Annotated in this window: 12 protein-coding genes; 10 read left to right on the top strand and 2 right to left on the bottom strand. The window is 69.0% G+C overall.

The genetic code is table 11. The features are described from left to right. Positions 1–3: 3 nt before the first annotated feature. On the bottom strand, positions 4–459 hold the full coding sequence (locus AT700_RS25185) for a DUF2214 family protein (protein WP_003112336.1): 456 nt from the start codon (positions 457–459) through the stop codon (positions 4–6). Positions 460–583: 124 nt separating this feature from the next. Between AT700_RS25185 and AT700_RS25180 the strand changes: the two genes are divergently transcribed. The 7 genes from AT700_RS25180 to AT700_RS25150 all read left to right on the top strand — a co-directional run bounded on the left by AT700_RS25180 (position 584) and on the right by AT700_RS25150 (position 8109). Beyond that, positions 584–1423, top strand: a complete 840-nt coding sequence (locus tag AT700_RS25180) for an arylamine N-acetyltransferase family protein (protein ID WP_003095340.1) — start codon at positions 584–586, stop codon at positions 1421–1423. 329 nt (positions 1424–1752) lie between these two features. Then, positions 1753–1971 carry a hypothetical protein gene (locus AT700_RS25175; protein WP_003095337.1) on the top strand — a complete coding sequence of 73 codons (219 nt, stop codon included), beginning with the start codon at positions 1753–1755 and terminating at the stop codon, positions 1969–1971. A gap of 226 nt (positions 1972–2197) precedes the next feature. Then, the gene (gene mgtA / locus AT700_RS25170) at positions 2198–4909 is read left to right on the top strand and encodes a magnesium-translocating P-type ATPase (protein ID WP_004365415.1); all 2712 of its coding nucleotides are present in this window, start codon (positions 2198–2200) and stop codon (positions 4907–4909) included. Between the two features lie 97 nt (positions 4910–5006). Next, entirely contained in the window at positions 5007–5783 is a 777-nt protein-coding gene (locus AT700_RS25165) for a hypothetical protein (RefSeq protein ID WP_003095332.1), read from the top strand. 50 nt (positions 5784–5833) lie between these two features. Then, on the top strand, positions 5834–6043 hold the full coding sequence (locus tag AT700_RS25160; protein ID WP_003104324.1) for a hypothetical protein: 210 nt from the start codon (positions 5834–5836) through the stop codon (positions 6041–6043). A gap of 42 nt (positions 6044–6085) precedes the next feature. Then, positions 6086–7753 (top strand): Na/Pi cotransporter family protein, encoded by a 1668-nt coding sequence (locus AT700_RS25155; RefSeq protein WP_003116097.1) that lies wholly within the window; start codon positions 6086–6088, stop codon positions 7751–7753. Then, positions 7741–8109: an SLOG family protein gene (locus AT700_RS25150; RefSeq protein ID WP_003095328.1), complete on the top strand. Its 369-nt coding sequence runs from the start codon at positions 7741–7743 to the stop codon at positions 8107–8109. The genes AT700_RS25155 and AT700_RS25150 overlap by 13 nt, the downstream gene beginning before the upstream one ends. Here the strand turns inward: AT700_RS25150 and AT700_RS25145 are convergent. Then, positions 8085–9446 (bottom strand): MATE family efflux transporter, encoded by a 1362-nt coding sequence (locus AT700_RS25145; RefSeq protein WP_028681354.1) that lies wholly within the window; start codon positions 9444–9446, stop codon positions 8085–8087. The genes AT700_RS25150 and AT700_RS25145 overlap by 25 nt on opposite strands. Positions 9447–9682: 236 nt before the next feature. On the opposite strand from AT700_RS25145, the gene AT700_RS25140 reads away from it, so the two are divergent. The 3 genes from AT700_RS25140 to AT700_RS25130 are packed head-to-tail and all read left to right on the top strand — an operon-like array spanning position 9683 to position 12449. Beyond that, positions 9683–10045, top strand: a complete 363-nt coding sequence (locus AT700_RS25140; protein ID WP_003095326.1) for a GtrA family protein — start codon at positions 9683–9685, stop codon at positions 10043–10045. After that, positions 10042–11016, top strand: a complete 975-nt coding sequence (locus tag AT700_RS25135; protein ID WP_031629558.1) for a glycosyltransferase family 2 protein — start codon at positions 10042–10044, stop codon at positions 11014–11016. Before AT700_RS25140 ends, AT700_RS25135 begins: the two co-directional genes overlap by 4 nt. Then, positions 11013–12449, top strand: coding sequence for an ArnT family glycosyltransferase (locus AT700_RS25130; protein WP_031629557.1), 1437 nt, complete (start codon positions 11013–11015; stop codon positions 12447–12449). Before AT700_RS25135 ends, AT700_RS25130 begins: the two co-directional genes overlap by 4 nt.

The raw sequence follows: 12449 nt of genomic DNA, 5'->3' as shown, positions 1-12449 counted from the left end.
GGCTCAGCCGCGCATGCCGAAGCCGCGCGCCATCAGCGTAGCCAGCAACGGAATGACCAGCAGCAGGAGCAGTTGCAGGCGCACCGCCATGACCACCCGCCGGCCCCGGGCCGGCGTCACCGCCGGCACTTCGCCGGCCTTGAGGGCGCCGCGCCAGCCAAGGAAGGTAACGGTCGGCAACAGCGAGACCAGGGCAGCGAGGACGAATAGCCCGACCTTGGCGTGGAACAGACCATTGTGCAGGTAATAGTCGACGCCCTTGCCGTACCACAGCACCCGCGCCAACCCGCTGGCCAGTACCGCCAGGGCGCAGAGGCCGTAGCCGCGGTCGATCGCCGCCAGGCTGCGGGCGCGCTCCAGGTCCAGCGGCAGGCGCAGCAGGCGGTGCTGCAACACCAGCAGGGCGAACAGCAGGAAGATCGACAGGTAGTGCAGGTAGGCGACGATTGCCTGGGCCATGGCGGCGCTCCTCGGGGTGGGATGGGCACAGTCAAGCAGACCCCGGGCCAATGTGCCTGACGGCGCTTCCGGTATTCCCCGAGAATGCGTCTAGAATCGAGCTGGCCATTTTCCGGAGCCCGCCATGACCCCGCTGACGCCCGAGCAGACCCATGCCTACCTGCACCATATCGGCATCGACGATCCCGGTCCGCCGAGTCTGGCGAGTCTCGACCGACTGATCGACGCGCATCTGCGCCGGGTCGCCTTCGAGAACCTCGACGTGCTGCTCGACCGTCCCATCGAGATCGACGCCGACAAGGTTTTCGCCAAGGTCGTCGAGGGCAGCCGCGGCGGTTATTGCTTCGAACTCAACTCGCTGTTCGCCCGCCTGCTGCTGGCCCTCGGCTACGAGCTGGAACTGCTGGTGGCACGGGTACGCTGGGGGCTCCCGGAGGACGCGCCGCTGACCCAGCAATCGCATCTGATGCTGCGTCTGTACCTGGCGGAGGGCGAGTTCCTGGTGGATGTCGGCTTCGGCTCGGCCAATCCGCCGCGAGCACTGCCTTTGCCGGGCGACGAGGCGGACGCCGGACAGGTGCATTGCGTACGCCTGGTCGACCCGCACGCCGGTCTCTACGAAAGCGCCGTGCGCGGTCGCAGCGGCTGGCTGCCGCTGTACCGCTTCGACCTGCGCCCGCAGTTGTGGATCGATTACATCCCGCGCAACTGGTACACCTCGACCCACCCGCACAGCGTGTTCCGCCAGGGCCTGAAGGCCGCCATAACCGAGGGCGACCTGCGCCTGACCCTGGCCGACGGGCTGTTCGGCCAGCGCGCCGGCAACGGCGAGACGCTGCAGCGCCAACTGCGCGACGTCGAGGAACTGCTGGACATCCTGCAGACCCGTTTTCGCCTGCGCCTCGACCCGGCCTCCGAAGTGCCGGCGCTGGCGCGACGGCTGGCGGGACTGATCTCCGCCTGAGCGCTTTTGGCCGGTGTCTTTTCGCCGGACTCCTGCGGGAATTTTCCGATGTTCCATAGAAGCCTGAACGAAACGGCTTTTTCGGTTGACCTCGTCTGGCAAGAGGTCTATAAAACCCCCGCCCGCAGAGCCGGGCACTTTCTTTCCCCCTACGAAGAGAGCCATGGACAGTATTCCCAGTAGTCGTCGCCCGGCCCAGCAGATGCCGGCTGGTGCGATGACCCAAACCAACGCACGACGGAACCCGCAACGGGTCGGTCGGTTGAGCGGCATCCTGGGCTGACCCACTGCTTCTCACCCGTGTCCGGCACGCCGGGTACAGGTGAGTCATGAACTTCGAGAATTCGGTATCCCCCGGCGTATCCGCCTTCGTGGCGAAGATGCGCGTGCGCGCCGCGCAGTCCCCCGGCGCGATCCTTCCCGGCCACGGCCATCCTGCGAGCCTCGCCTGGCGTGTCGACCCGGCCGGCGGTCGCCTGGAGTATCGCCGCCTGGAGACGCAGGTCGAAGAGAACCCTGAGAGCGGTCGCCGCCCGATGCGCGGCTGACGCTTTCTCCTGCCCAACCCTTCGCACAAGGAGCCTGCCATGGACGAACCACCAAGTCGGCCTGCTGCGTGCCGCCTGAGCGGCCGCGCGCAGTGGGCCTCACCCGGACAAGCCGAACATTCTTCCCACCGATCGCGAACATCGCGACCCGGCACGCCTTTGCCTGTCACCTGACCGGCAACCGACTCGTGTCGCCGTCGCGCAGCTCGCGACAGGAGACCGAGTCATGAGCGTAGCGACCCAACGCAATACCCAGCTCGATACCGAGCGCCGCAACGACCGACTGTCCATGCGCGCCGCCCGCGAAGCGCAGAACAGCCTGGAAACCACCCTCACCAATGTCCGCGGTCGCCAGGACGGCCTCGACCAGGCCGAGGCCGCCGCCCGGCTGCACGCCGACGGCCCCAACGAAGTGGCCCACGACCGTCCGCCACACGTCCTGGTGCAACTGCTGCAAGCGTTCAACAACCCCTTCATCTACGTGCTGATGACGCTCTCCGCGATCAGCTTCTTCACCGACTTCTGGCTGCCGCTGCAGGACGGTGAGGAAACCGATCTCACTGGCGTCATCATCGTCCTCTGCATGGTCCTGGTCAGCGGCCTGATGCGCTTCTGGCAGGAGTACCGCTCGGGCAAGGCCGCCGAGGCGCTCAAGGCCATGGTGCGGAACACCGCCACCGTGCTGCGCCGCGACGAGCGCGGGATGCGCGGCGAGCTGCGGGAAATCCCCATGGGCGAACTGGTGGTCGGCGACATCGTGCGCCTGTCCGCCGGCGACATGATCCCCGCCGACATCCGCCTGATCGAATCGCGCGACCTGTTCATCAGCCAGGCCGTACTCACCGGCGAGGCGCTGCCGGTGGAGAAATACGACACCCTCGGCGCGGTCCGCGAGAAGTCCGCCAAGCGGATCGCCGCCGACCAGCAGGACCTGCTCGAACTGCCGAACATCTGCTTCATGGGCACCAACGTGGTCAGCGGCACGGCCACCGCGGTGGTGGTCGCCACCGGTGCGCGCACCTATTTCGGTTCGCTGGCCCGTTCCATCGTCGGTTCGCGGGCGCAGACCGCCTTCGACCGTGGGGTGAACAGCGTCAGTTGGCTGCTGATCCGCTTCATGCTGGTGATGGTGCCGATCGTGTTGCTGATCAACGGCTTCACCAAGGGCGACTGGACCGAGGCGTTCATGTTCGCTCTCGCCGTGGCGGTCGGCCTGACCCCGGAAATGCTGCCGATGATCGTCAGCGCCAACCTGGCCAAGGGCGCGGTGGCGATGTCGCGGCGCAAGGTGGTGGTCAAGCGTCTTAACGCGATCCAGAACTTCGGCGCCATGGACGTGCTCTGCACCGACAAGACCGGCACCCTGACCCAGGACCGGATCATCCTCGAGCATCACGTCGACGTTGCCGGCCGGCGCTGCGACCGGGTCCTGCAAATGGCCTGGCTGAACAGCTTCCACCAGTCCGGGATGAAGAACCTGATGGACCGCGCGGTGGTCGCCTTCGTCGAACAGAACCCGCGCATCACGCCGCCGGATGCCTGGCACAAGGTCGACGAACTGCCCTTCGATTTCGTCCGTCGGCGTCTCTCGGTGATCCTCGAGGGCAAGGGCGGCGAACACCTGCTGGTGTGCAAGGGCGCGGTCGAGGAAATGCTCGAGATCGCCACCCGCGTGCACCAGGACGGTGTCGACCTGCCGCTCGACGAGGAACGCCGCCGGGCCCTGCTGGCGCTGGCCGAGCAATACAACCGCGACGGCTTCCGCGTGCTCCTGCTCGGCACCCGCAGCCTCTCGCGCACGGAGTCCCAGGCCCAGTACGGCGCCAGCGACGAGCGCGACCTGGTGATCGCCGGCCTGCTGACCTTCCTCGATCCGCCGAAGGAAACCGCCGGCCCGGCCATCGCCGCGTTGCGCGAGAACGGCGTGGCGGTGAAGGTGCTCACCGGCGACAACCCGGTGGTCAGCGCGAAGATCTGCCGCGAGGTCGGCCTGGACGTCGGCGAGCCGCTGCTCGGTCGCGACATCGACCTGATGGACGATGCCACCCTGCAACGCCTGGCCGAGGAGCGCACGGTGTTCGCCAAGCTGACGCCGCTGCAGAAGTCGCGGGTGCTCAAGGCCCTGCAGGGCAACGGACACACTGTCGGCTTCCTCGGCGACGGCATCAACGACGCCCCCGCGCTGCGAGATGCCGATGTCGGCATCTCGGTGGACAGCGGCACCGACATCGCCAAGGAATCGGCCGACATCATCCTCCTGGAAAAAAGCCTGATGGTCCTGGAGGAGGGCGTTATCAAGGGCCGCGAGACCTTCGGCAACATCATGAAGTACCTGAACATGACTGCCAGCTCCAACTTCGGCAACGTGTTCTCGGTACTGGTGGCCAGCGCCTTCATCCCCTTCCTGCCGATGCTGGCGATCCACCTGCTGCTGCAGAACCTGATGTACGACATCTCCCAGCTGTCGCTGCCGTGGGACAAGATGGACAAGGAGTTCCTCGCCAAGCCGCGCAAGTGGGACTCGAAGAACATCGGCCGCTTCATGGTCTGGATCGGCCCGACCTCGTCGATCTTCGACATCACCACCTACGCGCTGATGTGGTTCGTGTTCGCCGCCAACAGCCCGGAAATGCAGTCGCTGTTCCAGTCCGGCTGGTTCATCGAGGGCCTGCTCTCGCAGACCCTGGTGGTGCACATGCTGCGTACCCAGAAGATTCCCTTCATCCAGAGCACCGCGGCGCTGCCGGTGATGCTGATGACCGGGCTGGTGATGGCGCTGGGCATCTACGTGCCGTTCTCGCCGCTGGGGGCGATGGTCGGCCTGCAGCCGCTGCCGTGGGAGTACTTCCCCTGGCTGGTGGGCACGCTGCTCTGCTACTGCGTCACCGCGCAGACCATGAAGACCCTCTACATCCGCCGCTTCGGCCAGTGGTTCTGAGCGATCGGCCGGGCTTCGTCCCGGCCTTTCCCGGCGCGTCGGCAAGCCTCGCCGCGCCGCGCAACGCACACCGGACCCACGCATGGAGAGACGCATCATGACCCTGCACGACCGGCGCCCGCGGGCGCCCCTTTTCCAACCGCTGCCGGCCGCGCTGCGACGCGCCCTGTCCTGGCGCCTGGGCTTCGTCGCCGCCGCGCTAGCCTGCGTCCTGCTGCTGGCACTGCTGTCCGAGGCTCGCGCCGCGGGCGGCGCCTACCGGGTCGACGACGGCGAGATCGATCCCGTCGGCGAATGCAACCTGGACGCCTGGCACCAGCGCGAACGCCACCACGGCAACCGCTACCAGTCGGTGCTGTCGCCAGCCTGCACCTTCTCCGCCCTACCATCGGTGCAGCTCGGCGCGGCGCTGGTGCGCGAGGGCGACGCAGGCGATCGGCACAGCCGCCTCAGCCCCGAGCTGAAGACACCGCTGCTGGCCCGCGACGACCTCGGCCTGGCGTTGGCCTTCGCGCTCTCGGCGGATCTCTACCTGGACCGCCGGCACGCCTTCGAAGGCGCCGGCTTCAACCTGCCGCTGAGCTACCAGCCGTTCGAGGCCCTGCGCCTGAACGCCGGGGTCGGCCTGGGGCATGCCTACGCCGAGGGCGAGCGCCGGCATCGCTGGAACTGGGGCGTGGGCATGGAATACCGCGTCGGCCAGCCGTTGACCCTGATCGCCGAACGCTTCGGCGAGTCGGCCGGCGACAGCGGCTGGCAGGCCGGACCGCGGCTGCACCTGGGCGAACGGCTGGACCTCGATCTGCTGGTCGGCGGCCACCTGCGCGGCGAGCGCGAGCGATGGCTGGTCTCGGGAGCGACCTTGCGTTTCTGAGCCCAAGGGCGTGCCGCGCTGCGGCGCGCTCCTCCACCGAGGAAGCAGCCATGAACGTCGTACGCAAATGCCTGGGCGCGTCTCGCCGCGCGCTCTGTGGCCTGGCAGCACGGCTGCTGGCGAAGGCCGCGCACCTGCTGATGGTGGTCAGCGTGCGCGCATACGCCAGCGGCCGCCTGAGCCAGGTCGAAGTGAAATACCTGCTGGACTGCTCGAGCGCGCTCAACCGTGCATCGCTCAGGCTGGCCATGGGTCAATGAGCCCGTTCCCTTCACGATCCATTCCGAACCGGGAGTTCCGCCATGCTGGGAACCATCCTCCTGATCAACCTGGCCGGTGCCGTGGCCCTCCTGTTGTGGGGCACGCACATGGTCTCCAGCGGCGTGCTGCGCGGTTTCGGCACTGTGCTGCGCAACTGGCTCGGCCGCCACCTGGGCAACCGCTGGCTGGCCCTGCTCGCCGGGCTCGGCATCACCGGCCTGCTGCAGAGCAGCACCGCCACCAGCCTGATGGCAGCGTCCTTCACTGCCAGTGGCACCCTGGGCCTGGCGCCGGCGCTGGCAGTGATGCTCGGCGCCAACGTCGGCACCACCCTGGTGGTGCAACTGCTCAGCTTCGACACCTCGTTGCTGGCGCCGCTGGCCCTGCTGTCCGGCCTGCTGCTGTTCCGCCTGGGCGACGGTCCACGCCTGGAGAGCCTTGGCCAGTGCCTGATCGGACTCGGCCTGATGCTCCTGGCGCTGGCGTTGCTCGGCCATTCCCTGCAGCAGATCGAGGCCTCGCCAGCCTTTGTCGCGGTGATCCACGGCCTCGAAGGCGATCCGCTGATCGCCCTGCTTCTCGCCGCGCTGCTGACCTGGGCCTGCCATTCCAGTGTCGCGGTGGTACTGCTGGTGGCGTCCCTGGCCCAGGCCGGACTGGTCTCGCTGCCCATCGCCCTGGCCCTGGTGCTCGGTGCCAACCTCGGCGGCGCCTTGCCGGCGTTGGGGGTGGCCGGTAGCCGGGTGGCGCGGCGCCTGCCGTTGGGCAACCTGCTGGTGCGCCTGCTCGGTTGCCTGCTGGTGCTGCCCTGGCTGACGGCGCTGGCGCAGCCGGCCAACGCACTCGGCGGTGCGGCGGCGGTCTGGTTCCACAGTGCTTTCAACCTGGCCCTGGCACTGCTGGCGATCGGCTTCACCGGCCCCCTTGCGGCGCTGCTCGCGCGCCTGTTGCCGGAAGAGGCACAGTCCGACGACCCGGGCATGCCGCGCTACCTCGACGAAGCCGGGCTGGAGGTGGCCAACATCGGCCTGGCCAACGCTACTCGCGAAGTCCTGCGGCTGGCCGACATGGCCAGTCTGATGCTGCGCGCCACCAGCGGCCTGTTGCAGCGACCGGAGGCGAAGGTGGCGGCGGAAATCCGTCGCCAGGACCAGGCCCTCGACCAGTTGAGTGCGGCGATCCGCGCCTACCTGGCAGACCTCGGCCAGGACGGCCTCGGCGACAGCGACGCCGATCGTGCCCAGGAAATCCTTCTGTTCGCCATCAACATCGAGCACATCGGCGATCTCGTCGCCAACAGCCTGCTGCCCCTGGCGATGCGCTGGGCCGGGCGCAGCCGCGCCGGCAGCGAGTTCGAGCTGGGCCGCATGCTGCCGTTGCAGGCGGCGATCGAGGAGAGCCTGCACCTGGCGATCAGCGCGTTCCTTCGCGAAGACCTGGACGCCGCGCTGCGCCTGGTGGCGCGCAAGAAGTTGCTGCAGCGACTGGAGGCCGATGCCAGTCGCGAGCGCTTCCGTCGCCTGCGCGACGATCGTGGTGCCTGGGTGGAGTCCGGTGACGTGTTCCAGCGCATTCTCCGCGACTACCGACGCATCCACCATCATGTCACCGCCCTGGCCTATCCGCTGCTCGAACGCAGCGGCATCGATCCGATGGCGAAGCGGCCGGACGAGCCAGGGCAAGGGGAGGGATCGGCATGCGCCTCCTGATCTGCGCCGGACGCCATTTCAAGGACGCCGAACGCCTGCGCCTGGCGCTCGACCAGTGCCACGGCCTGCAACCGGTGGCGCTGCTCGGCCACCTGCTGCATGCCGGCAGCGGCCTGCCGGACGAGGCCGAGCGCTGGTGCCGCGAGCGTGGCGCGGATTCGCGCGCCTACGATTATCCGGAGCGCAGTGGCAGCGACAACGCCCTGCGCGAGTATGGCGAGGCCGTCCTCGGCGAGGCCGCGCCGGACCTGGTGCTGGTGTTTCCCGGTGGGCGCCTGGCCAGCGAACTGGTACAGGTCGCGCACGCTGCCGACGTCCCGCTGATGCTCGCCTATCGTCCGCTGTCGGCGCCCTGAGCGGCGAACCAGCCATCGCGGCGGGTCAGGCGCCAGCCGTAGGCGGCCAGGACCAGCCCGCGCAGCAGCATGAAGGCGAGGAACGCCAGCCATAGCCCGTGGTTGCCCAGCCCCTGCAACAGCCAGCCGAGGGGCAGGCTGGCGGCCACCGCGACGAGCATCGCGTTACGCATCTCGCGGGCGCGGGTGGCGCCGATGAACAGGCCGTCGAGCAGATAGCTCCACATCCCCAGCAGCGGCAGGCAGGCCAGGTACGGCAGATAGGCGTAGGCGACTTCGCGGACGCCGGCGATGTCGCTCTGCAGGTCGATGAACAGGTGGCCGAACAAGGCGAACAGCGCGGCGAACGCCAGGCTTGCCAGCAGCGACCAACCACCGGCCACCACCAGCGCGCGGCGCAGGGCGGCTCGGTCGCGGGCGCCGATGGCGTGGCCGCAGAGCGCCTCCACCGCGTGGGCGAGACCGTCGAGGGCGTAGGACGTCAGGAGCAGGCCGTTGAGCAGCAGGGCGTTGGCGGCTACCGTGGTGTCGCCGAGGCGGGTGCCCTGTACGGTGAGCAGGAAGAACACCAGTTGCAGGGCCAGGCTGCGGATGAAGATATCCCGGTTGACCATCAGCAGCGGCAGCCACGACAGCCAGTGGCGCAGGCGTTGCCACTGCGCCCGCCCGGGGCGCCGGGCCAGGTCGCGGCGGGTCAGGGCCAGGCCGAGCAGGGCGCCGCTCCATTCCGCCAGCACCGAGGCGCGGGCCGCGCCTTGCACGCCCCAGTCGAGGCCGTGGACGAACCAGAGCACCAGGGCGATGTTGCTCAGGTTGGTGGTCAACAGGATCGCCAATGGCGCCCGTGCGTTCTGCGTGCCGAGGAACCAGCCGACCAGCGCGTAGCTGGCCAGGGCCGCCGGCAGGCCGAGCAGGCGGGTATGGAAGAAGGCGCGGGCCTCGCCGGTCAGTTCCGCCGAAGGTTGCATCAGTTGCAGGGCCCAGCCGCTCAGGGGCAGGGCCAGCGCGCCGAGCAGCAGGGCCAGGAGCAGCGCCATGCCCAGGCCCTGGGCGAGGATCAGGCGCAGCGCGCCGCCATCGTCGCGGCCGGCGGCCTGGGCGGCGAAGCCGGTGGTGCCCATGCGCAGGAAGCCGAGCACGCCGACCATCAGGGTGTACAGGCTGCCGCCCACGGCTACCGCGCCGAGCTGGTAGGCGTGCGGCAGGTGGCCGACCACCGTGCTGTCCACCAGGTGCACCAGGGGAACGGAAACGTTCGACAGAATCATCGGCCCGGCCAGCGCCCAGACCCTGTGGTGGGTCGGGGCGTGGCGCCAGGCATCGCGCAACAGGCTCATGGGGTCCTCCGGATCGGCCGGGCAGTATAGCGACGGCGGCGAGGCCTGCGGAAAACCCGTTTTTCATATCCGGTAACAGACCTCTGCCTGCCGTGTATTCCTTGTCCGACGCGGCTTCCAGGCCTGCCGCGGGGAACCCTGCGAAAACCTGTCAGGAAGCTTGCGCAGCGCTAACCGCGGGGCTTTGCGCACCTTCCTAGAATGCCGGCGTCGGTTGTTTCCAGAGGAAGCCATGCATGCTCCTGGGGCGTTTCGTCTCGGTCGGCGCCGGTGCCACCGCCGTTCATTACCTGGTGCTGACCCTCCTGGTCGAGGGCTTCGCCGTCGGCGCCGCCGTGGCCGCCGCGACGGGAGCAGGCTGCGGGGCTCTGGCTGCCTACCTGGGGCATCGCCGGAAGACTTTCCGCCACCGTGGCCCGGTGTTCCGTTCGCTGCCGCGCTTCTTCGCCGTCAGCCTGCTTTGCGTACTCGGCAACGCCGTCCTGGTGTTGCTGCTCGGCGACCTCGCCGGACTCGACTACCGCCTGGCCCAGCTCGCCGCGACCGGCGCACTGCTGTTGGCGACCTATCACCTTCATCGACTCTGGACCTTCTCATGATGATCGAACCTTCCCTGGCGTCGAAGCTCGAGGCCCCCTGCCTGCTCAGCGTGGTAGTGCCGGTGTTCAACGAGGAGGCGGTGCTGCCGGCCTTCCACCAGCGCCTGGGCGCCGTGCTCGGCGACCTTGGCGACGATTGCGAGATGCTCTATGTCGACGACGGCAGCACCGACCGCAGCGCGGCGATCCTCGCCCAGCTACAGGCCGCCGACCGCCGGGTGGGCGTGGCCCGCTTCACCCGCAACTTCGGCAAGGAACAGGCGATGAGCGCCGGGCTCAAGCTGTCGCGCGGCGCCGCGGTGATCGTCATCGATGCCGACCTGCAGGATCCCCCGGAACTGATCCCGCAGATGCTCGACGCCTGGATCGGCGGCGCCGAAATGGTCAACATGCGCCGCCGTAGCCGGGCCGGTGAAAGCTGGCTGAAGCGCGCCTCGGCGAGCGCCTTCTACCGGCTGATCAACCGCCTCAGCGAGGTGCCGATCCCGCGCGACGTCGGCGACTTCCGCCTGCTCGACCGGCGGGTGGTCGATGCCCTTTGCGAGCTGCCGGAAGGCAATCGCTTCATGAAGGGACTGTTCGCCTGGGTCGGTTTCCGCCAGGTCGATATCGCCTATAGCCGCGCCGCTCGCGTCGCCGGCCACAGCAAGTGGCGCTACTGGCGGCTGTGGAACTTCGCCCTGGAGGGCATCACCGGGTTTTCCACCGCGCCGCTGAAGGTCGCCGGCTACCTCGGTCTGCTCAGCCTGCTGGCGGCCCTGGCGACCCTGCTCGCCGGGATCTTCGGCCAACAGGAGATCCACGAGCACTGGCCGGTGATCGCCGCGCTGTTCCTGATCGGTGGCCTGCAACTGCTGGCCATCGGCGTATGCAGCGAATACCTCGGGCGGATGACCATGGAAGCGCGGCGCCGCCCGCTCTACCTGATCGACCGCTACCTGCCGGCGCAGGTCGGCGGGGCCAATCCGTGAGGGCGCTGCGCGGCTGGCCGCTGGCCTGGTTCCTGCTCGCCCTGGCCTTCGCCATCCGCCTGCTGAGCCTGGGCAGCTATCCGCTGATGGACACCACTGAGGCCCGCTATGGCGAGGTGGCGCGGAAGATGGCCGAACAGGGCGACTGGATCACGCCCTGGTACGACGTCGGCGTGCCGTTCTGGGGCAAGCCGCCGCTGGCCTTCTGGCTCAGCGCCGGCGGCCAGCTTCTGCTCGGCGCCAACGAGTTCGCCAGCCGCCTGCCGCACTGGTTGCTGGGCGTGCTGGTGCTGTGGCTGGTATGGGACTGGCAGGCTCGCGAAGATCGTCGGCAGGCGCGGATCGCCTGCGTCCTGCTGGGCAGTTCGGCGCTGTTCTTCGTCGCCTCCGGGGCGGTGATGACCGACATGGCCCTGGCCCTGGCCCTGGTCCTGACCATGCGCGGCTTCTGGCTGGGCCTGCATGGCGCGGAGGGAATCCGGCGCCGCGAGGGCTGGCTGATGTTCCTCGGCCTCGGCCTCGGGCTGCTGGCGAAAGGGCCGCTGACGCTGATCCTCGCCGGACTGCCGATCGGCCTGTGGGCCTTGCTGGAGTGGCGCTGGCGCGCGCTCTGGCGGGGCCTGCCATGGATCCGCGGAAGCCTGCTGATGCTCCTGGTGGCGGCGCCCTGGTACCTGCTGGCGGAGTTGAAGACGCCGGGCTTCCTCGAGTACTTCCTGCTCGGCGAGCATTGGCAGCGCTTCGTCACCGCCGGCTGGGACGGCGACCGCTACGGCAATGCCCACGCCTATCCCTACGGCAGCGTCTGGCTGTTCCTGCTGGCCGCCGCGTTTCCCTGGAGCCTCTGGTTGCCGCTGCTGCTCTGGCTGGGCTGGCGCCAGCGCGGGGAGGTGGTCGATGGCGTCGCCTCGCGCAGGCGCTACTGGCTGTTCTGGGGACTGGCGCCGTGCCTGTTCTTCACCTTCGCCGGCAACGTCCTCTGGACCTACGTGCTGCCCGGCCTGCCGGCCCTGGCGTTGCTCGCCGCCGACCTGCTGCGCGCGCCGCTGGCGCGCAGCGCCTGGCTGCGGCGTGGCGGGCTGGCCTGCCTGGCGCTGACGCCATTGCTGTTCGCGCTGTTCCTCGGCTCCCTGCTGCTGGGCTCGCGCGCCGAGCAGAAGTCCACCGCCGCGCTGCTGGCCAGCGACGCCGGCTGGCGCGAGCGGCCGCTGGTGTTCTGGCCGAAGCGGCCGTACTCGGCAGTGTTCTACAGCGGCGGGCGGGCACAACGGGCGGAGGACAGCGAACTGGCCGGCTGGTTGCGTCGCGACGCCCTGCTGGCGATCCGCTCGCGTTCGTTCGGCGCCTTGCCCGACGAGGTGCGCCAGCGCTTGCGCTGCCGGCCGCCGGTGGGACAGTACCAGCTATGCCAGGGTGTGGCGCCGCCTGGCTGA

It is taken from the genome of Pseudomonas aeruginosa, assembly GCF_001457615.1.
GTDB classification, from domain to species: domain Bacteria; phylum Pseudomonadota; class Gammaproteobacteria; order Pseudomonadales; family Pseudomonadaceae; genus Pseudomonas; species Pseudomonas aeruginosa.
The sequence above is the reverse complement of the archived record's forward strand: the minus strand, read 5'-3'. Positions and strand labels throughout refer to the sequence as shown.